This window comes from Bradyrhizobium sp. P3_C3, assembly GCF_056402655.1.
In genome coordinates this window covers 49,602-72,372 of sequence record NZ_JBFUGY010000026.1, presented here as the reverse complement: position 1 = coordinate 72,372, position 22,771 = coordinate 49,602, and the positions used below count along the sequence as shown (strand labels likewise).

Genomic DNA, 22,771 nt, shown 5'->3' with positions numbered 1-22,771 from the left:
AGCGGAGGATGTGGCAGCGAGGACTAAAACGCCCCTGCCAGCTCCCGCGCGCCGGCATTGTTGCTGTTCGAGTCCATCCGCGTATCCGTCACCGCCAGCAGCTTGGCCACCGTGTTGTGGCGGATCGCGACCGGGTTGCGCTCGTAGCCGCCGCGCTGGAAGAAGTTCGAGGTCGGCACCTGCTCGCGCATCGCCTGCGGCATCGTCACCATGTCGAGGCCGGTGCCGTCGCCGGTGAGGTTCATCATCTCGAGCTCGGCGGCGGTGAGCGGCCGGGTGTAGCCCTTGGTGCGCGCGAACAGCACCGAAGTCAAAAGCTTATGGGTTTGCAGCATCGGGCCGATATCAATGTCGAGCACCATGGCATGCATGGCCCAGCCCTGCGCGGTGTTGCCGATCTTCTCGTGCTCCGACCAGGTGTCCGGCACCGACTTCGCCTGCGCCACCATCTTCTTCAGCACGGCAAGCTTGTGCTCGAGCGGCTGGCGCGCCGGCCCCGACGTCCGCGCCACCTTCTCGGAGAGCGCACGGATGAGTTCATGGCCCTGCTCGGCCAGCAGCTCGACGCTGTTGGTGGTCAGGAGCTGGTTGTAGCCCATCGCGGTCGAGATCGCGCGCTTGCCGCCATGCTCAATACCCGCCTGCACGTCGTAACTGCCGGTGCCGCCGGTCTCGAACGAATAGACCCGCACCGCCTGCTCGCGCGTCAGCCCCGAGGCGAGCGCGTAGCGCGCATAGGCGCGCTTGAACTCGACCTCGCTGGACGGCCGCTGCGGCGTGAACTGATAGAGCTCCCGCGCCGCTTGCAGGAGATCGGCGACCACCGGTATCGGCTTTCTGGTCGGACGATCCGGCGTTTCCTCCGGCTCCGGATTCACCGGCCGCTTCGGCCCGTTATAGAGCGGCGGATGCTGCAGCACATAATCGTCAAGCATCACCTGCTGTCCGCTGCGCCGCTTGGCGTTGCGGCCTTTCCGCTTCTCGGAGATCTGGCTCCAATAGGCACCCGCCTCCTCGTCGAAGGCCGCGCGCGCCGCCTGATATTCCTGCAGCTTGCGCCGATATTCGAGCACAGCCGGCGACGCGCCACCCTGCGCAAAAAACTGCGACAGCAACTGGGCGTTGGCATCGCGGACGGCCGGCGGCAGCGCGTCGGCCTCACCGCCGCGCGCAGTGGGCGCGAGCAGGACGAGCGCGAATGGAACCAGCGCGAGATGTTTTCGAATCGAATGATGCATGCTGCCCTCTTAGCAGGCATCCGGTAACCGTCACGTTAACGCGCCGTTTACCATCGTCACTTCCAGGCGAACACCGGCTGTTCCAGCTCGGTGACGCGGGTGTGACGTCCCGCCAGCACCTCGCGGAACTGGTAGATCAGCGCCGCGGTCGGCGCGTGAATCAGGCTCGTCTCGTGATGGAAGCGGATCACGCGGCGGGAGCTTTCGGGAATCGCGATGAAGTCGAACGCGTCTTCGCGCTCGATCGTGGCGAGCGCGATGTGGTGGACCGAGGCGACCTCATCCGGGTTCGGCCGGATCGCGGCACTGTCGGCCGTCCAGACCACCACCGGCGTGATCAGATAGCCGGAGCGGGTCGGATAATCGTCGAGCGTGCCGAGCACCTCCGCGTGCGTGAGGCGGAGACCAAGCTCCTCATCCAGCTCGCGCAGCGCCGCCTCGACCGGCGTCTCGCCGGCATCGCAGCGACCGCCCGGCAAGGCCCATTGGCCGCGATGGGCGCGCAGGTGTGACGCGCGCAGCGTGAGCAGGAATGCGGTGTCATCGCCGTCGCTCGCCGCGGTCAGCGCGACCGCCACCGCGGCGCGCTTCAATGCGGCCGGAGCATCATCCTCCGGCAGCCGCGTGAAGGCCGCGCAGGCAGCCGCGATATTCCGCCGTGTGGCATCGTCGAACGGTCTCATGATGCTTGACTACACCACGTCAGGCCCCGATGAAATGAGCTCGCAAGGCCCGCGCAGCAATGGACGACCACATGACCAACAAGGCCGCCGCAAGGCTCAAATCGGACGGCTGGAGCATCCTGGAGACCACGGGCTTCCTGCACCTGATCGGCCCGTTATGGGAGCGCAAGGTCGACGGCCATTACGAATTCGCACTTGCCACCGAGGACAAGCACCACAATCGCCGCGGCATGGTCCAGGGCGGCGTGATGATGACGTTCGCGGACCGCACCTGCGGTATGACCGCCCGCTACGTTTCCGGCAAGGAGTTCATGGCGACGGTGCAGCTCGACACCCATTTCGTCGAGGCCGGCCAGATCGGCGACATCCTGATCTCCCGCCCGCGCGTGGTGCGCTCGACGCGCAGCCTCATCTTCATGAGCACCGAAGTCACCGTCGACGACCGCTGCATCGTGATGGCGAATGGCGTGTTCAAGATCTTGAAGGGGCCGGGGTAGCGTCGCGCGGTCGGGCTGCCGCTCCAACCACACCCACCGCTGTCGTCGCCCGGCTTGACCGGGCGACCCAGTACGCCGCAGCCTCTCGGCTCAATCACAGCCGTCTCTGGAATACTGGATCGCCCGCCTTCGCGGGCGATGACAGCTAGAGTGCGGCAAGCGCCCTCCCCAATCTCGTCATTGCGAGCGCAGCGAAGCAATCCAGTATCTCACCGCGGATGCATCTCTGGATTGCTTCGCTGCGCTCGCAATGACGGAATTAGCTGGCTATGCTGCCAGCTTCGATAGCGTTGAGGAAACAGCCCATGCAATACCGCCAGCTCGGCCGCACCGGCCTGAAAGTCTCGCCGATCTGTCTGGGCACCATGATGTTCGGCGGGCCGACCGATGAAGCCGCATCAAACCGGATCATCGCCAAGGCGCATGAGGCCGGGATCAATTTCATCGACACGGCGGATGCCTATTCGAAGGGCGGCTCCGAGGAGGTCGTCGGCCGCGCCATCGGCAACAACCGTCACGCCTGGGTGCTCGCCACAAAACTCGCCAACCCCATGAACACTGGTATGGGCGACGATCCCAACCGTGTCGGCCTGTCGCGGCGCTGGGTGTTGCAGGCCGCCGACGAGAGCCTGAAGCGGCTCGGCACCGACCACATCGACATCTACTATCTGCACAAGGAGGACCACGCGACGCCGCTGGAGGAAACGGTGCGCGCGATGGGCGATTTGATCCGCGCCGGCAAGGTGCGCTATTTCGGCGTCTCGAACTACCGCGCCTGGCGCGTCGCCGAGATCTGCAACATCTGCGACCGGCTCGGCATCGACCGGCCCGCGGTGAGCCAGCCCTATTACAACGCCATGAACCGCATGCCGGAGGTCGAGCACTTCCCGGCCTGCTCCTATTACGGCCTCGGCATCGTGCCCTACAGCCCGCTGGCGCGCGGCGTGCTCACCGGCAAGTACAAGCCCGACGCCGCGCCGGACAAGGAGACACGCGCCGGCCGCAACGACACCCGCATGATGCAGACGGAATGGCGGCCGGAATCGCTCCAGCTCGCGCAGGAGATCAAGACCCACGCCGAGACGAAAGGCATCACCGCCGGCCAGTTCGCGGTCGCCTGGGTGCTGAACTCCGCCTTTGTCAGCTCGATCGTCGCCGGCCCGCGCACCGAGGAGCAGTGGGACGGCTACATCCGCGCGCTCGACTACCGCTTCACGGCGGATGACGAGGCGCTGATCGACCGGCTGGTCGTGCCGGGCCATCCCTCGACGCCGGGCTACAACGACCCCGCCTATCCGATCGAGGGACGCCGCGCGCGGACGGCTTGAGGGCTGAAGACGATGACGGCGCACGAAGACCGCTACGGCCTTTCGCTCTCGACGTCTTCGCACGAGGCGGCAAGCGCCTATCGCGAAGGCGTCGATCTCATGCTGGCCGGTTGGACCGGCCCCGCGGAGGCGCTGGAACGCGCGATTGCGGCCGATCCGGATTTCGCGCTGCCCCATATCGCCCGCGCCCGCGTGCATGCCTTCTATCAGCAGGGCGACCTCGCGCGGCAGAAGGCGGCACGCGCGCGCGAGCTCACAGCGAAACGCGGCACGGAGCGCGAGCGCTCGCATGTCGAGACGCTGGCGCTTGCGATCGAGGGCCGGCTGCCCGAGGCCATCGCATCGACGCTGAAACACGTCGACGCATGGCCGCGCGATGCGGTGGTGCTGTCGCTGCCGCTCGGCGCGTTCGGCCTGTTCGCGTTCTCCGGCATGGCCGATCACGACCGCGCGCGGCACGAGCTGTGCGAGCGCGTCGCGCAGCATTATGGCGAGGACTGGTGGTTTCTCACCATGTCCGGCTGGGCCATGACCGAGAACGGCGACGTCGCGCGCGGCCGCACCGTCACCGAGCGCGGTTTTGATCTGCGCCGTCAGAACGCCCACGCCGCGCACGCCGTGCTGCATGCGATGTTCGAGGACGGCTCGATCGACGCGGCTGACCGTCTCGTCGACGCATGGATCCCCTCTTACGACCGTACCGGCATCCTGCACGGCCATATTCGCTGGCACCAGGCGCTCGGCGCGCTCGAGCATGGCGATGCGGCCCGCGCGCTTGCGATCTATGCCGACGTGCTTCAGCCCTCCGCCACGCAGGCGCCACCGCTCAACGTCATCACCGACGGCGCCTCGCTTTTGTGGCGCCTCTCGGCTTACGGCCACGCCGTGCCGGAGGCACTCTGGCTCGAGGCCGATGCCACCGCGCAAAAACTGTTTCCGAAATCGAGCCTGCCCTTTGCCGACGTCCACATGGCGCTGTTCGCTGCGGCGACGCAGAACCAGGAGGCGCTCGCCGCGCGCCTTGCGGCGATCGAGCAGCGGCTCGGCGACGGCAAGCTGCCGGCCGGTCCCGTGGTGCCGGCGATCTGCCGTGCGCTCGCGGCCTTTGCCCGCGAGGATTACACCTCATGCGCGCAAACGCTCGCGCCCGTCCTCGGCGAGGTCGTGCGCATCGGCGGTAGCCATGCCCAGCGCGAACTGATCGAAGATACCTACATCGTCGCGCTCATGCGCAGCGGCGAGCTGCCCCGCGCCCGCGCGCTGCTCGACGCCCGCCTGCACCGCCGGCCCTCGCTTCGCGATACGCGCTGGCAGGCGGCGACCGTTTAGCTCTGCCACGAAAAGAACATCGGTCTGGCAGCAAGTGGCCTGCTAGGACGGGATGGGGCGATCGGATGAATCGCCGATGGGTGGTGCGGTGGTATTCCAGTCGGGTTTAGCTGAACAAACGGGATCGCAACCAATTTGTGGTTCGCTCGTTGTTGAGCGGAACTTTTCCGCCGCCGTGGCCCCCTGGCATACGAGCCTGATGATGCGCCTCCGCCGACCGGTCCTCGCAGCGGCCCTCGCGACTCTCGCAAGCCCTTGTTTTGCCGAGTCTTCCGCGCCCATCCCCGTCAACAACCCGCCGGCGCAAAACGCCTTCATCGACCTGCTGGCGCTGATGTCGGGCCACTGCAAGACGCTGAAGGTCGCGGGGCGCACCTTCGCTTGCAAGACGGTGGCTTACGCCCATGGTGACAAAGGCCGGGTCAATTTCGCGGTTGCCGTCGACGACCCCTCCGACGCCAACCACGTCGTGTCGTTCTCCGGCGAGAACGGCCAGCGCGCGGACGACAATTCCTACGAGCTGCGAATCGACCGCATGCTGCTCAATTCCAAGGACCGGCCCAAGGTCGACGGCCTGCCGGTGCCGGCCGAGCAGACCTCGACCGGCGTCTGCCGCCAGACCGGCAATTTCGCCGCAAGGAAGGTCACGGACGTCACCTGCACGGCGACCGACAGCGAGGGCCGCCGATACGAGCTGCTGTTCGTCTCCGACGGCAAGCCGGTGAGCGTGCGCCGCATCCGGCAATCGTCGCCATCGATCCAGGATCCGTTCAAGTAACGGCATCATCAGCTGCTGCCGGCATGTATGATCGCGCCATGCTTTGGAGCGATTCATGACGCGCGACCGCCTGTTTCTGCTGCGCCCTGGTTTCGAGGATCCCGCCTTTCCGGGCCAGCGCTTCTATTGCTGGCATTGCGCGCTGATCGAGGGCGTGCTCGCCTCGTTTCCGCAGCTCGCCGAAAAGCTCGACGTTGAGCGCATCGCATGGCCGCGGCCAAGGCTGCCGGTGATCGCGCTGGTCGGCGAGGAGAACCAATCGCTGCCGCTGCTCGTGCTGGCCGACGGGACGACGTCGCCACACCAGACCGGCAGTCACCACGGCCGCGCCTTCATCGCCGACAAGGACGCGATCCTCGCCGCGCTCACTGAACGCCACGGGTTTCCCGATCCGCATCCGTGAGGGCCGAGCACTCGCGCAGCTCTCCGTGTCCGGGGCACGAGAGCTGTCGCGAAACGAGGGAAAATCGACATTGCCTGCCACGTCGGTCGCCCCGCATACTTCGCGCAGCAAGCAAGTCTGGAAGCCGCTCCTCATGATCAGCCCCCTCCCCGCCCTCGTCGTCGTCGACGTCCAGCGCGCATTCGACGAATGGGAGGCGGCGGGCAAGCGGCGCAACAATCCGGACGCGGTGGCGCGCATCGCCGATCTCCTGAGGGCATTCAGGAAGCGCGGCGCGCCAATCTTCCACATCCGCCACGAGGGCACCAAGCCGACCTCGTCGTTCCTGCCGCAAAACTCCGGCTACGCGGTCAAGGACGAGGCGCGCGAAGCGCCGGGCGAGGCGGTGATCGTCAAGCGCGTCAACAGCGCCTTCATCGGCACCGATCTCGAGACGCGCCTGCGCGCAGACAACATCACGACGCTCGTGATCTGCGGCGCCACCACCAATCATTGCGTCGAGACGACGACGCGGATGGCCGGCAATCTCGGTTTCGACGCGAGCCTCGTGCGCGATGCGACCTGGACCTTCGACCGGATCGGACCAGATGGCGACAAGCATTCGGCTGAAGAGATTCATGCGATGACGCTGTCGAATCTCAACGGGGAATTTGCGCGCATCGTCGCCGCCGCCGACGTGATCGCTTCGCTCGAAGCGATGCGACAATAGATCGCGCCACATCAGATCAATTCACACGTTGATCGGAACTTCGTCTGCGTCGTTTCGACGCCCGCACTAGCCGGAACGCTCCGGACAGCCATCTGTTGTCACACGACTTCTCAACTGGAGTGATGACATGAAGTATCTCTTAGTCGCGATGGCTGTCGGTGCTACGGCGCTCGCCGGTGGATCCACGGCCAACGCGGCGGGCAAGGCCAGCGCAAAGCAGAACGCGCAAGCCGGGCAGTCCACCGATATCAGCGCACAGCACAGGCACCACCACCATGGCCATCGCCATCACCAATGGCGTCATCACAACCACGGCTACTATCGCCCGCACTACCGGAACTATGGCTACTACCCGCGGCACCAAGGCTATTACGGCGGCGGACCGTACGGCTACTATGGCGGCGGAGGTCCCGGCGTGACATTCAGCTTCGGCGGCGGCCGCTGGTGAGAGATTGCTGGTGAGAGTTAAGGCCGCCTTGTGCGGGCCTTTTTCATCCCCGCAAAATCATCTCCGCAATCTCCAGCCCGCTCGCCAGCGCCGCCTCGACCGTCCCCATGTCGCGGCCGCGATAGAGCGCTTCGCCGGAGAACAGCACCGGGCCGTCGGCGCGCGCGAGGATCGCCTGGGCCTCGCGCGTCCGCGGCGTCGCCCAGGAATAGGCGCCGCGCGCGAACGGATCGTGCAGCCAGTTGGTCGCCGCAGCCGCCACGAGATCGCGCGCGATGTCGTCGCGCGACACGCCGAAGATGGCCGCAAGCGAATCGACCCCGGCATCGATCAACCCCTGCCGATCGAGCTTCGCAAGCTCGGCTGTCCGCGGCCCGCCGAACCAGCCGGTGAGCACGGGATGCTGGTCCGGATGCCGCGTCCACCACACCGGGATCGACTGGTCCGACCGCAGGAAGGTCATGTCCGCGAGATCTTCGTTTCGCTCGCGCCACCACGGCCGCGCGAACCGCAGCAGGATTTTTATCACGCTGCCGAAGCCGATATCGTCAGCTGCCGCAGCCTTCGCGCGTGCGGGCTCCGGAAGCGCGATCTCGCGCAGCAACGGCAGCGGGACGGTGAGGATCACGCGATCGCAGCCATGCCCGTCGCCGCCGGCACAGCGGACGGCCAGCGCGCCGCCCGTCTCCTCGATTGCCGACACCGCGCGGCCGAAGCGAAACGTCACGCCAAGCCCGCGGCACTCGCTCGCCAGAAAATCGATCAGCGCGCCGTAGCCGCCGACGATGCGCGCCTGGGTGTGATGCCCGCCGTCCATCCATTCCTCGCGCAGCGCCAGCGTCGAGGCGCGCTCGGGGTCGGCTGCGTCGTAGCCCTCGACCATGCGCTCGATCGAATGGCGCAGCCGGTCATACCCAGGCCCGGCGAAGTGGCCGCGGAGGAAATCGGCAACCGTGAGATCATCCTTCAACGCCGCCAGCGCGGCGTACAGCTCTGCCTCGTGCGGATCGTGACGGTCTTCGTGGGAGAGCCTCGTGCCGTCAAAGCTCCACTGGGTGCCTTCGATCTCCTGCAGCGACAGTCCCGCCTTGCGCACAAGCTTGCGCGTGACCGGCGCCTCGCCATGGACGAATTCGGCGCCGCCATCGGCGGGGTAGCCGAACTCCGACGCCGGCAGCGGATCGATGCGCCCGCCGCAGCGCTGGCGCGCCTCCAGGATCGTGACCGTCCTGCCCGCACGTGCCAGCTCGCGCGCCGCCATCAGCCCGGCCGCGCCGGCGCCGACGATGACGATGTGCTCCAATTGTCCCATGCCGATGCCTTACTTGGGCATCGCTTGCGGGTCGTTCTTGATCAGATACCGCAGCAGCAGAACGCCACCGCCGAGGTCGCGCGTGCTCTCCAGCGTCATCGCGGCGAGCGGCGCGCGCTTGCCGCTGTCCGCGTCCGTCGAATCGAACACGAAAGGTGCGCCCCTGGCACCATCGATCGCGGGGCTGAGGATCAGGTTGAATTCGTCGATGAGGCCGGCGCGCAGGAAGGCGCCGTTGGCAACGCCGCCGCCCTCGACGAGCAGGCGCTTCACCCCTAACTCCCGATTGAGGATGTCCAGCGTCAGCGCCAGGTCGATCTCGGACTTGCCGGCGAAGATGTAGGACACACCCTCGCGGCGGAGCCCCGCCAGATGCGAATCCGGCACGCCCTCGGTCAGCACCACCACGATCGGGTCACCGCCGATGTCTGACCGGCCCCAGCCGATCTTGCCCTGCGCGTCGAGCACGACGCCGTAGGTTTTCGCATCGCGCCGCGCGAACCAGCTCTGGCGGGGGAATGTCTCGCCCGCCGTTGCGGGATAGGGCTTGCCCTTGGCGAACTCCGAGCCGGTGACGCGGCCGATCACCCAGGCGTCGCCGCCGAGTTCGTCATGGATCTTCTCGAACCAGTCTGTACCCGCCCCCTTCGGCCGCCAGCGGCTGGGATGCGTGCGGCCGTCCAGGCTGGAATGCATCAGGCAAATGACGTAGGGCTTCATGCAATTCTCCGGGTACGCTTCAGGCCGCCGATCCATCGCGCCCGGCGCGATCCTTCACGATCACCGCGAGCGGATTGAGTTTTGGCGGCGCGACGAGCTTCAGCGTGTTGCTGTCGTGATGGTTGAACGGCGCGCCGCGCACGAACAACTCGGTCTGGATCAGATAGCTCCAGCTTCCGTCATCGTTGAAGGTGATGTCGCAGCGATAAGAATCGGTGCGGAAGGCCTGTTCCAGGAAATCGGTCGAGCAGATTCCGTAAGCCGTATCGCCGCGCTTCGCCGTGACCGATATCTTCCTGTCATCCGGCCCGGCCTTGCCGGAGGCGAGCAACACCTGTCCGCGCGGAATCGCGAGCGTCTGCATGATCAGCCCGGTCGCGGGCTCCCACAGCCAGTACCCGACTTGGTCGTGGAAGGTGATGTCTTCCTCGGGCGTGTTGATGTGGATGTGATAGCGCAGCCCGTAAAACAGCTGCGGCCCGTTGGCCTGCGGGTCGATCGGGTCCATGCGGATGCGCTCGATGAAGGTCCGCCGCTCCGGCCCCTCCGCCTTCGGATTGATGTCGATGCCCTTGTCCGCCTGCCAGCTCCCTGCGAGCCGGCGGAGTGGGCCGAGATTGGCAAGGCCGTCGGGCGAGACGTCCTCGGGCTCGGTGAAAATGTCGGCGGGAATGGGGAGCATGGGAACCTCGCGTCAAGTTGCGGGGAGCAGCAATAGCACAAGGACGGCGGGAATCGACTGGAATGGAACCAGAGCGCGCGCCGGGTGTTACCTGCGCTTGAGCACGAGCCCTCGAAAGCCGGCTCGAATGGGCAAGGACGCCCGTGTCACGCGTAGCGGGGGATCCGGTGCTGTCTGAAAAGGCTGCTCGGCGGTCAATCGAAATGGGCTTCCTCGCTGACGGAGGCAAGCTGGGCGCGATGATGAGCGCCCGCGACTGGTCGGATTCACCGCTCGGTCATCCCCGCGATTGGTCCCAGGCGCTGAAAACGACGGTCAGCATGCTGCTGGCCGCGCAAGCCCAGATCGTCCTGTTCTGGGGGCCCGACTTCGTCGCGCTCTACAATGACGCCTACGCCCCGGGCATCGGCGCCAATCACCCCCGCGCCCTCGGTCGCCCCGCGATCGAAAACTGGGGCGAGCTGTGGGACGATCTCGAACCGCTCCTGTCGGGCGTGCGCCGAACCAGAAAGACATTCGCCGCCAAGGATCGCCCGTTTTACGTCGAGCGCCACGGCTACGGCGAAACCAGCTACTGGGACGTCTCCTACTCGGCCGTACGGGACGATGACGGCTCGGTCGGCGGAGTGCTTTGCATCGTGTCCGAGACGACGGAGCGCGTGCTGGGCGAGACGCGGCTGCGGGCGAGCGAAGCGCGATACAGGGAGCTGACCACGACCCTCGAGCAGCGCGTGGCCGAACGCACCGCCGAGCGTCATTTGCTGGCGACAATCGTGGAAACCACCGACGGACAGATCCAGGCGCTCGATCTCGATTATCGCTGGCTCGCAATCAACACGTCCTGCGCCGATGCCTATCAGCGTATCTACGGCAAGCGCCCGAAGGTCGGCGATTCCCTGCACGAATTTCTGGCCGACCGGCCCGGGCATCTCGCGGCGGCAACCGCGATCTGGAGCCGGGCGCTGGCCGGGGAAGCCTTCACCAACATAGATGAGTTCGGCGATCCCCGGTTCGACCGCCGCGTCTACGAGATGAAGTTCGAGGCGCTCCGCGCTCCGGACGGCACGCGGATCGGCGCGTTCCTGACCGGGATCGACGTGACGGATCGCCTGGAGGAGCAGGCGCGGCTCGCGCAGGCCGAGGAGGCGCTCCGCCAGGCCCAGAAAATGGAGGCCATGGGCCAGCTCACGGGCGGCGTCGCGCACGACTTCAACAATCTGCTCACGCCGATCGTCGGGCTGCTCGACCTGTTTCAGCGCAAGGGCATCGGCGGCGAGCGCGAGCATCGCCTCATCGCCGGCGCAGCACAGGCGGCCGAGCGCGCCAAGACGCTGGTTCAACGCCTGCTCGCTTTCGCGCGCCGGCAACCGCTTCAGGCCATTCCCGTCAGCATCGGTCTCCTCGTTGCCGAGATGGGAGACCTGATCTCCAGCACGACCGGGCCGCAGATCCAGGTGACGGTGGACACGCCGGAAGACCTTCCCGCGGCCATGGCCGATCCCAACCAGATCGAGATGGCGATCCTGAATCTCAGCGTGAACGCCAGGGATGCCATGCCCGACGGCGGCAAGTTGCGCATCTCGGCGAAGGCCCGCACGGTTGGAGACTCTCACAATTCGGAATTGGCACCGGGCGCCTATGTCTGCATCTCCGTCGCCGACACCGGCATCGGCATGGACGAGTTCACGCTGGCCCACGCCGTCGAACCGTTCTTCTCGACCAAGGGCGTCGGGCGAGGCACCGGTCTTGGCCTCTCGATGGTCCACGGCCTTGCGTCACAGCTCGGCGGCGCGCTGACGATCAGAAGCACCGTGGGCGCGGGGACGACGGTCGAGCTGTGGCTGCCGGTCAGCCACGCCGTCGCGAGCGCCATTGATGCCGTCCCGCAGTCAAAACTGCGGCCACAGCCCGTCGGCACGGCCCTGCTGGTGGATGACGAACCGCTGGTGCGCATGAGCACCGCCGAGATGCTGGGCGAGCTCGGCTACAACGTCGTCGAAGCCGGCTCGGCGGAGGATGCGCTTCAGCGCGTCAGGGAAGGCCTGCGGCCGAACCTGCTCGTCACCGACCATTTGATGCCCGGCATGAACGGAACAGACCTCGGCCTCGCGCTGCGCAATCAATATCCCGAGCTCCAGATCCTCGTCGTGTCAGGCTACGCCAACAACGAAGGCATCACGCCGGACCTATCGCGGCTGACGAAGCCGTTCCGAAGCGACGAGCTGGCGGCGAGTTTGGCGGGCTTGGCGAAGGCGGGGCGGTAGGCGACGCAAGCGGGCGAGCAGCTCGCATGAGCGAAAGCGACATGCCGGTGCGATGACATGTATCGGCGATCACGCCGTGATTATCGATGCGCGGGCGACTGTACCCCAGTCCGATCGGAGGAGGCTGCCCAGCGGACGAACCTCCTCAACCCCAGCCGCATCTACTTCAACGCCAGACTCTGGGCGTGAACTGAGAAGACCGAGGTGGAGGCCCGCCGGTTCACGCTGGCGGGCTCGCTACGTTCTGAGAGCGTCAACCGCGTGGGCGACGAGAACGCCGATGCTGAGTACGATCAGGCAAATAATCGCCGCTTGAAATAACATCGGAGTAAATCCCGTGGGCCAGGGTCGGCTTTTATAAGCCCTCACATTCCGCCAGCATTTGGCCACCCAGAAGGCGCTTCGGTGTCCGCCTCGTTACAAGTATGCAAGGTTCATTGGCCTTGCGCGACGACGTCTCACCCCTTCAAAGCGGTGCGAGAATCTACCAGTCGATCAGCAGCACAACGATTACTAACATGGCGTAGATAGTCCTGCGGACGATCCGGTTCATTCGAAAACCTCGTATTCGAACGCCACTCCCTCAGGATCGTTCTCTACGAACCATGCTTCCGCGGCATCCTGGGTGGCGAAACGGGGCTCGATATCCGAAAGCCGTACGTCATCCGGCCAGCGGTCCGCATTCAAGGACATGCAATGGCAATTGTTACGTTTACCTACAAGCGCCTGAATAGCATGAGCGCTTTTCGCGCCAGGTAGCATCAATAAACGCCCCAGCGTCTGGCAAGGGCTTTTACTGGCGGTATTCCCCTCGCGCCGCCAGTATATTCACCTCCATCCATCCACGGAGATCGATATGCATCGTGTCGCTCCGATGCTGACGTTACTCACTGCCGCTGTATTCCTTGCTTTTTTGGAGCCAGTCCGAGCTGCCGAGGCGGATCGATACTGCCTGCGAGGTCGCAATTGGGGCTTTCCGGGCAATTGTCAGTTCGCCACCCGCTCGCAATGCCTGGCTGCTGCTTCTGGCACGAACGCATATTGCGGCATCAACCCGCGCTATGCCGCTCCGCGGCGGCGCTAATCACCGCTCGGAGCTATTCGGCGGCACGGCATGGCAGAAGCGGTCAATCAAGGGAAGGCCCCCGATGCGAAAGCTTGCACTGTTCGTCATCCTGCTCTCGTTCGCAGGAATGGTCCCTTCCAGCGAATCATTTGCTCAGAGTGCGCTTCGAGGTGCCGTCATCGGTGGTGCTGTTGGTGGTCGCCGCGGCGCTGCCATAGGGGCGACGGCCGGAGCCATCGCGGGCGCCCACCGGCGACATCGCCATTGGCATCGATATTATTGGAGGAACGGCAACTGCTGGTACCGCTCGACCAGCGGAAGGTCGCACCGCGTGTCGCATCGGTACTGCCGTTGAGCCTTCGCGTAGCGGGCCGTGCGACTGGCCTACAGGAAAGATCGAGAACGGCAACTCAATAAGGGGATCGCAATGTTCTTCGCTCAGGAAGGATTCACATATCGAAATTTTCTGATGGATATAATTGCTGTATTCGCATTTGTCGTTTGGTTCTGGCTGCTCATTGTCATCTATGGCGACCTGTTCAGGCGCCACGACATTTCCGGATGGGGTAAGGCACTGTGGGTGCTTGCACTTGTTCTGACCTCCTACCTCGGCATCTTTGCTTACCTCATCACCCAAGGCAGGGGGATGGCGGAACGCAGCGCTGAGCAGGCTCAGCGGGCGCGCGAGGAATTACGGCACATCGTCGGCTTTAGTGTCGCCGACGAGCTTTCCAAGCTCGATCAGCTCAAAAAATCGGGATCAATAACCGATACCGAGTACGGGCGCCTTCGCACCAAGCTGGTCTCCTAACCATCGGTGAGGGAAGCGGGGAGGCCCATGATGTTCGCAAAGCCTTTTGGCACCGTTGGAGCTCTTATTGCTGGCTTTGCAATTGTGTGGACTGAAAGCGCGCATGCGGAAATATTCATAACAACCGCCACCATATCGCAGGGCGAGTTGGTCATCGTCGGAAGAGTAAGACGGCCCCGCGAGCCCAGCGTGGAAATCAAGATCAGTCCGAGCAAAACCGTGAAAGTCGAGAGCACTTCGACCGGAGGATTTCGGTGGATTGGACCGGAGTTTCCATCGACTTGTATCGTAAAGATCACGTCCGGACCGGATACGAGAGACGTGGTGATACAGAATTGCGGCCTCCCCGGGCCAGCGGGTCCTCCGGGGCCGGCCGGACCTGCGGGCCCGATCGGACCGCCCGGGCCCAAAGGGAATTAGAAGGCAGACTTCGTCTTGCGGGTTTGCAGGTTGCCCACCGGATCGCTCTCGCATCAACAATCGAGGTGTCGGTTCGAAGTTCTGACGGAGCGCTACTGAGCATTATTGGGCTTGGTCGCGTTTTCGACCGGAACCGCAGCGTGCGATGATAGGTACCGGCGATCACGCCGTGATTATCGATACGCGGGCGACTGTGCCCAGTCCGATCGGAGGAGGCTGGCCTAGCCGACGAGCCTCCTCAACCCCAGCCGCCCCTACTTCAACGCCAGGCTGCTGCAATACGCCGAGGTCTCGCCCGATCGCCAGCCGGTGACCCGTCCGGCTTCCTTGCACTCGTCGTAAGTCTTGAAGTTGCCGACGTTCCGGCACGTGAAGGAGTACACGCCGCCCGAAGCGTTGCAGCCGACCCAGGGCTGATTTCCCGTCTTGAAGCTCGATTGGCAACCGCCGGCACAGCTGCTCGTTTCGCGTTCGAGCTTGGCGAGCCTCGCGGCATCCGACATCGGCGCCGCCGCGGCCGTCGATGTGGCTGGCGATGTCCGATACCCGGTGCTGCGGATGGCCACGTGATGCGTTGGCTTGTGCGGCCTCGCCACCTGTCTCGGCGCGTCGACCGTGATGCTGGGAAGCTGAGTCTCGGTGGGCGTCGGTTGAGACATTGCCGTGCCGCTCAGGCCGCACAGCAACAGTGCAATCGATGGGAATGTGACAGCGGGACGCGCAACGAAGCGTGACGACAACGTCATGGCCATGTCCTTCCAGATGCGAAGGGACAGTCCATTCCATCCCCCGAGACGAGGATATCACGCGCCGATTGAAGTTGCATCGCCGAACCCTGCAACTTGATTCGGCCGCTCTCGTTATCCGCCCGTGGCGATCAACCACTGGAAGAACGTCATCAGAACGGCGACCGCGATGGCGACGACGATGAGGTTTGGCTCCTGGAGCGGGCGGAAATCATCGTTGCATTCCGCCTTGAAGTGGGCGCAGCCATGAATGAGCATCGTCAGCAGCACCGCGCCCGCTGAACCAAAGTTCGAGCTCAGCCACGATGCGTGGCGTTCCTGGAATAGGCCGGAGAAATTGGCGTCAGCGGATGCCGGAGAACGAGGGCAAACACCAGGATGGTGCCCAGGGGCGGAATCGAACCACCGACACTGCGATTTTCAGTCGCATGCTCTACCAACTGAGCTACCTGGGCGTGCTCCAAAGAGGGGCCAAGGCCCATCGAGCGGGCGGTTTATAGTGGGCTCGGAGCGGCATGTCCACCCGGCTTCGCCAAGTGGCTTCGCCGGGCGCGGCTCGGCTGTGCACAAGGTGGGGCGGGCTTGCTGCGGCTGGTGCGCGGCGAATCGGAGGTCGAAATAAACATCTGATATTATTGGCTATTCTTCGCCACCCGCCTCGTCGTCGCGGCCGGGGATGACGTAGGAGCCTTTCAGCCAGCGGTTCAGGTCGACGTCGCGGCAGCGCGAGGAGCAGAACGGGCGGGTGGCTTCCGACTGCGGCTTGCCGCAGATCGGGCAGGTTTTGAGCGGGCCGGCGGGCTTTTTGACGTGGTCGTCCATGATGTCGGCAGCTTACTCGGGGTGAAGGCGTTCAAGAGCCTGTCGGCAAAGCGGTTCCTCGGGCGGACGCGCAGGCGTCGCGGGCCGGGTCCGGCGGGCCCATTCTACTGTGCATGGGGTTGTTTTCGAGATTTTTGTCGGCGCGCTAGATGGCCGTGGCGTTGAGCCAGCCGAAGCGGATCGGAAAACCCTCGCCGCCGAGCAGCGTCGTGGTCTCGTAGAGCGGCAGGCCGACGACGTTGCTGTAGGACCCCACCATCTTGACCACGAAGGAGCCGGCGATGCCCTGCACGGCGTAACCGCCGGCTTTGCCGCGCCATTCGCCGGAGCCGATATAGGCCTGGATGTCGTCCTCGGAGAGGCGCTTGAAGCGGACGCGGGTCTCGACCAGGCGCTGGCGGAAGGCCTCGCGCGGCGTCACCAGGCAGATCGCGGTGTAGACGCGGTGGTTGCGGCCCGACAGCAGCCGCAGGCACTGCGCGGCCTCGTCCACGAGGTTGGCCTTGGGCAGGATGCGGCGGCCGACCGCCACAACCGTGTCGGCTGAGAGGATGAAGGCGCCGCGCAGCTCGTCGTCGAGCTGCACCGATTTCAGGGCAGCGTCGGCCTTGGCCCTTGCGAGACGGTTGGCGCAGGCGCGCGGCAGCTCGCCCCGCTTCGGCGTCTCGTCGACGTCGGCCGGCCGGAGCGCGTCCGGCTCGATGCCGGCCTGGTTGAGCAGCGACAGGCGCCGCGGCGAACCGGAGGCAAGTACGAATTTGGGGCGGCCGAGCATAAGGTGATTGGGGGATGAAGCAGGGGGTGAATTGCGCGCGGAACCTATCGGAAGGGGGCTGATTTCACAACCCGGGAACCCGGACTTTACTGATTCGAGGCGTCCAACATGCGTGTGCCCTCGGTCTGTGACGCGGGTGTTACGGCTAACCGCTCGCCGCGCCGACCTTCGCAAAACGCCTGCGGATGCGCATCAACAGCTGGTCGCAGACCTCGCGGTAGGCGGCGAGCTTCTGGTCGCGGCTGCCTTCGATGGTGGTGGGATCCTGCGTCGGCCAGTATTCGACGTCGGCGGCGAGCGTGCGGGTCAGCTCCAGCGCCTTGTGGTGCGCTTCGGGCGAGAGCGTGATGATGAGGTCGAAATTGAGCCCCTCCCAGTCCTCCAGCTCCTCGAAGGTCTGCGGCTTGTGGGCGGAGATGTCCTGCCCCAGTTCGTCCATCACGGCGACCACGAAGGGATCGAGCTCGCCTTTCCTGGCGCCGGCCGACTTCACGTAGAGGCCCTGCGGAAACATGTGCCGCAGCAGGCTCTCGGCCATCGGCGAGCGCACGCTGTTCATCGCGCAGGCGAACAGCACCGATTGCGGATCGCGTGCGCGTGGCGGACCCGCCATCGCGCCTAGCCTCTTTTGAGAGAGGGCATGGCCTTGTCGGAAAACCGCTGCACATTTTTCCGGGCCATTAAGCCGTTTGTCTCGCGCATGATCTGGTCCGAAAACCGGTGCCCACTTTTCGGGATCATGCGCCTAACCCTTCCAGTGCAGGACGGTGATGAGCGTGAACAGCCGGCGCGAGGTCTCGAAGTCGACCCGCACCTTGCCCTTCAGCCGCTCCTGGAGCGTGCGCGATCCCTCGTCATGGATGCCGCGGCGCCCCATGTCGATGGCCTCGATCTTGTCCGGCGTAGCTGTCCGGATCGCCTGATAGTAGCTGTCGCAGATCATGAAATAGTCCTTCACGATCCGCCGGAACGGCGTCAACGACAACAGATGCGCGACCACGGGCGCACCGTCCTCAAGGCGAATGTCGAACATCAGCCGGCTGCCGGTGATTCCGATATGCAGCGTGAACGGCCCCTTCCCGTCGGCGCCATCGGGCGCGAACAGGTTCTGCTCGATCAGATCGTAGATGGCGATCGCGCGCTCATGCTCGATGTCGGGCCCGGAACGGCCGATCGAGTCCTCGTCGAGGGTGACCGCGACGATGCGATTGGTCGAGTCGTCCTGTTCGGGCGGCTGGGTCATGACAGATTGAGGCGCAATCCAATCGAGCGCGAATGAGCGTCCAGCCCTTCCGCTTGTCCGAGCGTCATCGCGGCAGGTCCGAGCGCACGCAGCTGGTCCGGGCCGCATTTCAGGATCGAGGTGCGCTTCATGAAGTCGGCAACTCCGAGGCCTGAGGAGAACCGCGCCGAGCGCGCCGTCGGCAGCACGTGGTTGGAGCCGCCGACATAGTCGCCGATCGCCTCGGGCGTATGCGCCCCGAGGAACACCGCGCCGGCGTTGCGGATCTTTGCGGCAAGCGCATCGGGATCATCAGTCATGATCTCGAGATGCTCGGCCGCGATCGCATCCGCGAGCGGAATGGCGTCGGCAAGATTCTTCACCATGATGATGGCGCCGAAATCGGCCCAGGAGGCGCCGGCAATTGCGGTGCGCGGCAATGTCTTCAGCTGCGCTTCGACGGCCTTCTCGACATCCGCGGCGAGGCGCGCGGAATCCGTGATCAGGATCGATTGCGCGCTGGCATCATGCTCGGCCTGCGCCAGCAGATCAGCGGCGATCCAGTCGGCATTGCCGGTGTCGTCGGCAATCACCAGCACCTCGGAGGGGCCGGCGATCATGTCGATACCGACCTTGCCGAACACCAGCCGTTTTGCGGCGGCGACATAGGCGTTGCCGGGGCCGACGATCTTGGCCACCGGCGCGATCGTGGCGGTGCCGTGCGCCAGCGCCGCCACGGCCTGCGCGCCGCCGACCCGGTAGATCTCGCTTACGCCGCCAAGCGAAGCGGCCGCCAGCACCAGCGGGTTGAGCTTGCCGTCCGGCGACGGCACCACCATGACGAGGCGCGAGACGCCGGCGACCTGCGCGGGCACGGCGTTCATCAGCACCGAGGAGGGATAGGCCGCGGTACCGCCGGGCACATAGAGGCCCGCGGATTCGATCGCGGTATAGCGCCAGCCGAGCTCCACGCCGAGCGGATCGGTGAAGCGCTCGTCCTTCGGGAGCTGGCGGCGGTGATAGGTCTCGATGCGGTCGCGCGCGAGCTTGAGCGCATCCAGCGTCGCGGCATCGCAGGCCTTCACGGCCGTCTCGATCTCGGCGGCGGTGACGCGCAGGCCGGATGCATCCAGCTTCAGCCGGTCGAACTTTGCCGTGGCCTCGAGCAGGGCCGCATCGCCCCGCCTGGCGACGTCGTCGACGATGGTGCGCACGGCGGCCTCGACGTCGGCCGAGACCTCGCGCTTGGCGGCGAGGAAGGCCGCGAATCGCTGGTCAAAATCGGCGCTGCTGCGGTCGAGACGAACGGGCATTTTTGGCTTGGCTTCCGGCTGGTCTTTGGGGCGGATTGGCTCACCCGACCCCCTGCTCAATGGCGCGGCGGGGAAGCTGCGTCAACCCTCGGGAGATGCCGTTCCGGCAGCGGCCCGACCTGGCTTGACTGGTATACCGGCCAGCTCACCCCTCCTCCTCGAGGCCCAGTCCGGCCCCGAGCGCGTCCGCCCCCAGATCGGTCAACTCGCATTCCAGACATTCGACGTCGAGGCGGATGGCGCCGCCATGGGCGAACAGCAGCAGGGCGCTGCCGCCGGGCTCCTCGTCGCGGCCGTCCTGGGAGTGAAACTCGATGCCGACGAGGTCCAGAACCTCGTCCGGCGCGCCGAGGTCGATGTTGCGCGACTTGCAGGCGAGCACGCGGTCGAAGCGGAGCGCGGCGACCAGCCGGCGGGGTTCGGCCTCGCCGTCCAGTGACTGCTCCCAGTCCAGCCGGCTCATCCCGACCACCAGCMGCTTCTCGCTTTGCCGCCAGATGATGTCGGCGGCCTGGACGCGGGCGTCCTGCACATGGGTCGAGATCACGGCGAGATCGTCGGCGTCGAGCGCGATCAGTTTGAGCTGGGGAGACATCGCCGGCATTTCTCCTCGGGGGCCGATAAGGCTCAACGCGCGCGGACGCGGAAATTTCCGTGAAACTAACGGGCTAGCCGGCTAGAGGCTATTGATATCCTCCATCTCCAGCACCTTCCGCGGATACCCCTCCCGGGCGACACGAATCATGGCGCGGCCCATCTGCTCGGTCGAGGTGACGAGCCGCGGCGAGATCCGGCGCAGCGCCGACCAGAGCGGCCCGGTTGCGGCATACACGGCCTGCACCCAGGCGGTCTTGGAGCGGGCGCCGTGCAGGGGCTGGATCGCCCCGGGGCGGAACATGTAGGCCCCCCGGAACGGCAGCTTGAGCAGATCGTTTTCGGTCTTGCCCTTGATCCGCGCCCACATCCGCGATCCCTGCTCGGTGGAATCGGTGCCGGCGCCGGTGACGTAGACGAACGTCATCTGCGGATTGAGCTTCGCGAGCGTCGTCGCCGTTGCGAGCGTGAGATCGTAGGTGAGATGGCGATAGCGATCCTCGCTCATGCCGATCGAGGAGACGCCGAGGCAGAAGAAGCAGGCATCGAAGCCCGTGAGCTGCGCTTCGATCGCCGAGTAGTCGGTGAAATCGCCGTGCGTGATTTCGGTGAGCTTCGCATTGCGGACGCCGGTCGGGCTGCGGCCGACCACGAGCACGCGGTCGATGCCGGTGTCGATCAGGCATTCGCGCAATACGCCCTGCCCGACCATGCCGGTCGCGCCGAAGATGATGACTTGCATCGTGACGTCCCCACCCGGCCCGCGGCTCATGCGGCGACCGCGATCTCGTCGAAGGATACACCGGTCAACGTCGCCGAGACATCCCACAGCATGGCGGCCGCGGCGAAATCCTTCGCCTGCGGCATGATCTTCGCCGGCGCGGGCGGCCCCTTCAATTCGTAGAACCAGTTCAGACCGCAATAGCCGCCGGGCTCTGCAGCCGGCGAGGTCGCCGCGAACAGCGTGGGCAGCGCGCCTTCGGCTGCGGAGTGGCTGATGAAAGGCTGGAGCCAACGGCTGACACGCGACTGGAAGGTGTCGGCGCCCGGCCCGTTCGGAATGAGATCGGTCCGCGCGTAGCCGGGATGGGCAGCAAGGCTCGTCAGGCCCCAGCCGGCGGCGAGGCTGTGGCGCTGCAGCTCCAGCGAAAACATCAGCATCGCCAGCTTGGACTGGCAATAGGCGCGCCAGGGACGATAGGAACGCTTGCTTTGCAGATCGTCGAAATTGATCGCGCCGGAGCGGTGCGCGAGGCTCGACAGATTGACGATGCGCGGCGCTTTCGCGCGGCGAAGCTGCGGCAACAGCTGTGCCGTCAGCGCGTAATGGCCGAGATAGTTGGTGCCGAGCTGCATCTCGAAACCATCCTCCGTCTGCTGCCGCTTCGGCAGCGCCATCACGCCGGCATTGTTGATCAGGAGATCGAGCTGCTCGTTGCTGGCGGCAAAGCGCCTGGTAAAATCGGCGACGGAGGCGAGACTGGCGAGATCGAGATGCTCGTAGGCGATCAATGCGTTGGGAAACCGCTCGCAAATGCCCTCGATCGCCCGCAGGCCCTTTGCGTCGTTGCGTCCGGTGAGTATGACAATGGCACCGGCGCCCGCCAGCGCCATCGCCGTCTCGTAGCCGAGGCCGCCCGTCGCCCCGGTCACGACGGCGGTCTTGCCGCTGAGGGAGGGGATGTCTGCCGTGCTCCAGTCGGTCATGCCGTATCTCCGTTCGGGGCTGGAATGAGGCCCGCGACCGGTCTAAATGTGCACTGAGTGCAAGTTTGCAAGAGGTGAAATAATTTGAAGGCTTCAAAGCCCGGCGGGAAATCGGTCAGGACAGGCGCCAAGCCATTGCCGGCAGGAGCAAAATCCCCTGATGGTCCCGGCCTGCGCCAGCGTAAATTGCAAGAGACCCGCGAGCGGCTGACCCGCGCGGCGATGGCACTGTTCCTGGAGCGCGGCTTCGAGGCCACGACCATCGACGACATCGCGACCGCGGCCGACGTGTCACGCCGCAGCTTCTTCCACTACTTCGCGTCGAAAGAGGACGTGGTCGCCGCCTGGCAGGAGGGCGCAGCAAGCGCGCTGGTCGCAGAGGTCGTGGCGCGGCCAGTGGGCGAAACCATGCTGACGGCGGCGGAGAATGCGATCGCGGCGGCCGTCAGGCGGATCGACCCGGCGGAAGCCGCGGCAATGTCGCGGCTCAAGCGCGACAATCCCGCGCTTCACGCGCGCGACCAGCTCAAATACGAGAAGCTCGAGCGCGCACTGGCCGAAGGGCTTTCGCAGCGTGCCAAAACCAAATCGGACAGGCTGAAGGCACGGCTCGTCGCCATGATCGCCACCGGCGCGATGCGCGTCGGCGGCGAAAACTGGATCGGCGAAGATGTGCGGGAGAAACCGGAGGTTTTCGTGAAGCGCACGTTCGATGCGATCAGGGCGATCTTGAAGTGAGTGCGCACCCTCCCCTGGAGGGGTCCGGGACGAGCGTAGCTCGCCCGTGGGTCGGCTCACATGGAGCGCAGCGGAATGTGAGACGGGGTGGGGTGACGGTCTCTCCGCATCGAACAGCGCCCGAGGGGAGAGATCACCCCACCCCGCTCGCGCTGCGCGCGATCGA

General features: G+C 65.4%; 26 protein-coding genes and 1 tRNA gene. 11 read left to right on the top strand and 16 right to left on the bottom strand.

What is annotated here, in order from left to right; translation table 11 throughout:
• Window positions 1-23: 23 nt before the first annotated feature.
• Window positions 24-1,238 carry a hypothetical protein gene (locus AC1DW2_RS26700; RefSeq protein ID WP_477007478.1) on the bottom strand — a complete coding sequence of 405 codons (1,215 nt, stop codon included), beginning with the start codon at window positions 1,236-1,238 and terminating at the stop codon, window positions 24-26.
• Window positions 1,239-1,294: 56 nt separating this feature from the next.
• The gene (locus tag AC1DW2_RS26695; protein WP_477007477.1) at window positions 1,295-1,921 is read right to left on the bottom strand and encodes an NUDIX hydrolase; all 627 of its coding nucleotides are present in this window, start codon (window positions 1,919-1,921) and stop codon (window positions 1,295-1,297) included.
• A gap of 71 nt (window positions 1,922-1,992) precedes the next feature.
• Here AC1DW2_RS26695 and AC1DW2_RS26690 point away from each other — a divergent pair, with 71 nt between their 5' ends.
• The 7 genes from AC1DW2_RS26690 to AC1DW2_RS26660 all read left to right on the top strand — a co-directional run bounded on the left by AC1DW2_RS26690 (window position 1,993) and on the right by AC1DW2_RS26660 (window position 7,413).
• Window positions 1,993-2,418: a PaaI family thioesterase gene (locus AC1DW2_RS26690; protein WP_477007476.1), complete on the top strand. Its 426-nt coding sequence runs from the start codon at window positions 1,993-1,995 to the stop codon at window positions 2,416-2,418.
• Between the two features lie 305 nt (window positions 2,419-2,723).
• On the top strand, window positions 2,724-3,746 hold the full coding sequence (locus tag AC1DW2_RS26685) for an aldo/keto reductase (RefSeq protein ID WP_354114083.1): 1,023 nt from the start codon (window positions 2,724-2,726) through the stop codon (window positions 3,744-3,746).
• 12 nt (window positions 3,747-3,758) lie between these two features.
• On the top strand, window positions 3,759-5,075 hold the full coding sequence (locus tag AC1DW2_RS26680; RefSeq protein ID WP_477007475.1) for a tetratricopeptide repeat protein: 1,317 nt from the start codon (window positions 3,759-3,761) through the stop codon (window positions 5,073-5,075).
• 202 nt (window positions 5,076-5,277) lie between these two features.
• Window positions 5,278-5,853, top strand: coding sequence for a hypothetical protein (locus tag AC1DW2_RS26675; RefSeq protein ID WP_071917092.1), 576 nt, complete (start codon window positions 5,278-5,280; stop codon window positions 5,851-5,853).
• Between the two features lie 55 nt (window positions 5,854-5,908).
• The gene (locus tag AC1DW2_RS26670) at window positions 5,909-6,256 is read left to right on the top strand and encodes a DUF3088 domain-containing protein (protein ID WP_477007474.1); all 348 of its coding nucleotides are present in this window, start codon (window positions 5,909-5,911) and stop codon (window positions 6,254-6,256) included.
• 133 nt (window positions 6,257-6,389) lie between these two features.
• Window positions 6,390-6,965, top strand: a complete 576-nt coding sequence (locus AC1DW2_RS26665) for a cysteine hydrolase family protein (protein WP_477007473.1) — start codon at window positions 6,390-6,392, stop codon at window positions 6,963-6,965.
• A gap of 127 nt (window positions 6,966-7,092) precedes the next feature.
• Window positions 7,093-7,413, top strand: a complete 321-nt coding sequence (locus tag AC1DW2_RS26660) for a hypothetical protein (protein ID WP_166348671.1) — start codon at window positions 7,093-7,095, stop codon at window positions 7,411-7,413.
• Window positions 7,414-7,456: 43 nt separating this feature from the next.
• Here AC1DW2_RS26660 and AC1DW2_RS26655 read toward each other — a convergent pair whose 3' ends face one another.
• The 3 genes from AC1DW2_RS26655 to AC1DW2_RS26645 are packed head-to-tail and all read right to left on the bottom strand — an operon-like array spanning window position 7,457 to window position 10,127.
• Window positions 7,457-8,725 (bottom strand): flavin monoamine oxidase family protein, encoded by a 1,269-nt coding sequence (locus AC1DW2_RS26655; RefSeq protein ID WP_477007472.1) that lies wholly within the window; start codon window positions 8,723-8,725, stop codon window positions 7,457-7,459.
• 9 nt (window positions 8,726-8,734) lie between these two features.
• The gene (locus AC1DW2_RS26650; RefSeq protein WP_477007471.1) at window positions 8,735-9,445 is read right to left on the bottom strand and encodes a RibD family protein; all 711 of its coding nucleotides are present in this window, start codon (window positions 9,443-9,445) and stop codon (window positions 8,735-8,737) included.
• Window positions 9,446-9,464: 19 nt separating this feature from the next.
• The gene (locus AC1DW2_RS26645) at window positions 9,465-10,127 is read right to left on the bottom strand and encodes an FABP family protein (protein WP_063985871.1); all 663 of its coding nucleotides are present in this window, start codon (window positions 10,125-10,127) and stop codon (window positions 9,465-9,467) included.
• Window positions 10,128-10,330: 203 nt separating this feature from the next.
• Here AC1DW2_RS26645 and AC1DW2_RS26640 point away from each other — a divergent pair, with 203 nt between their 5' ends.
• The 3 genes from AC1DW2_RS26640 (at window position 10,331) to AC1DW2_RS26630 (ending at window position 14,268) form a co-directional block, all read left to right on the top strand.
• Window positions 10,331-12,391 carry an ATP-binding protein gene (locus AC1DW2_RS26640; RefSeq protein ID WP_477007470.1) on the top strand — a complete coding sequence of 687 codons (2,061 nt, stop codon included), beginning with the start codon at window positions 10,331-10,333 and terminating at the stop codon, window positions 12,389-12,391.
• Between the two features lie 856 nt (window positions 12,392-13,247).
• Window positions 13,248-13,475, top strand: coding sequence for a DUF3551 domain-containing protein (locus AC1DW2_RS26635; protein ID WP_084795314.1), 228 nt, complete (start codon window positions 13,248-13,250; stop codon window positions 13,473-13,475).
• 409 nt (window positions 13,476-13,884) lie between these two features.
• On the top strand, window positions 13,885-14,268 hold the full coding sequence (locus tag AC1DW2_RS26630; RefSeq protein WP_028147401.1) for a PLDc N-terminal domain-containing protein: 384 nt from the start codon (window positions 13,885-13,887) through the stop codon (window positions 14,266-14,268).
• 674 nt (window positions 14,269-14,942) lie between these two features.
• Here AC1DW2_RS26630 and AC1DW2_RS26625 read toward each other — a convergent pair.
• From AC1DW2_RS26625 to AC1DW2_RS26575, 11 genes are all read right to left on the bottom strand, one after another.
• A complete protein-coding gene (locus AC1DW2_RS26625; protein WP_247313526.1) occupies window positions 14,943-15,440 on the bottom strand; it encodes a hypothetical protein in 498 nt (165 codons plus the stop codon).
• Between the two features lie 108 nt (window positions 15,441-15,548).
• Entirely contained in the window at window positions 15,549-15,704 is a 156-nt protein-coding gene (locus tag AC1DW2_RS26620) for a hypothetical protein (RefSeq protein ID WP_477007469.1), read from the bottom strand.
• 109 nt (window positions 15,705-15,813) lie between these two features.
• A tRNA-Phe gene (locus AC1DW2_RS26615) sits at window positions 15,814-15,889 on the bottom strand.
• 184 nt (window positions 15,890-16,073) lie between these two features.
• Window positions 16,074-16,256, bottom strand: coding sequence for a DNA gyrase inhibitor YacG (gene yacG / locus AC1DW2_RS26610; RefSeq protein ID WP_477007468.1), 183 nt, complete (start codon window positions 16,254-16,256; stop codon window positions 16,074-16,076).
• A 145-nt stretch (window positions 16,257-16,401) separates the two neighbouring features.
• Window positions 16,402-17,031 carry a Maf-like protein gene (locus tag AC1DW2_RS26605; RefSeq protein ID WP_028151428.1) on the bottom strand — a complete coding sequence of 210 codons (630 nt, stop codon included), beginning with the start codon at window positions 17,029-17,031 and terminating at the stop codon, window positions 16,402-16,404.
• 145 nt (window positions 17,032-17,176) lie between these two features.
• Entirely contained in the window at window positions 17,177-17,644 is a 468-nt protein-coding gene (locus AC1DW2_RS26600) for an arsenate-mycothiol transferase ArsC (protein WP_063985873.1), read from the bottom strand.
• A 132-nt stretch (window positions 17,645-17,776) separates the two neighbouring features.
• Window positions 17,777-18,274, bottom strand: a complete 498-nt coding sequence (locus AC1DW2_RS26595) for a UPF0262 family protein (protein WP_063985874.1) — start codon at window positions 18,272-18,274, stop codon at window positions 17,777-17,779.
• Entirely contained in the window at window positions 18,271-19,566 is a 1,296-nt protein-coding gene (hisD, locus tag AC1DW2_RS26590; RefSeq protein ID WP_063985875.1) for a histidinol dehydrogenase, read from the bottom strand. Before hisD ends, AC1DW2_RS26595 begins: the two co-directional genes overlap by 4 nt.
• A gap of 145 nt (window positions 19,567-19,711) precedes the next feature.
• Window positions 19,712-20,161 (bottom strand): DUF2948 family protein, encoded by a 450-nt coding sequence (locus tag AC1DW2_RS26585; RefSeq protein WP_477007467.1) that lies wholly within the window; start codon window positions 20,159-20,161, stop codon window positions 19,712-19,714.
• 81 nt (window positions 20,162-20,242) lie between these two features.
• A complete protein-coding gene (locus AC1DW2_RS26580; RefSeq protein ID WP_063986740.1) occupies window positions 20,243-20,902 on the bottom strand; it encodes an NAD(P)H-binding protein in 660 nt (219 codons plus the stop codon).
• Between the two features lie 26 nt (window positions 20,903-20,928).
• A complete protein-coding gene (locus AC1DW2_RS26575; protein WP_477007466.1) occupies window positions 20,929-21,867 on the bottom strand; it encodes an SDR family oxidoreductase in 939 nt (312 codons plus the stop codon).
• Window positions 21,868-21,951: 84 nt separating this feature from the next.
• Between AC1DW2_RS26575 and AC1DW2_RS26570 the strand changes: the two genes are divergently transcribed.
• Window positions 21,952-22,605, top strand: a complete 654-nt coding sequence (locus tag AC1DW2_RS26570) for a TetR/AcrR family transcriptional regulator (protein ID WP_063985877.1) — start codon at window positions 21,952-21,954, stop codon at window positions 22,603-22,605.
• Window positions 22,606-22,771 lie beyond the last annotated feature (166 nt).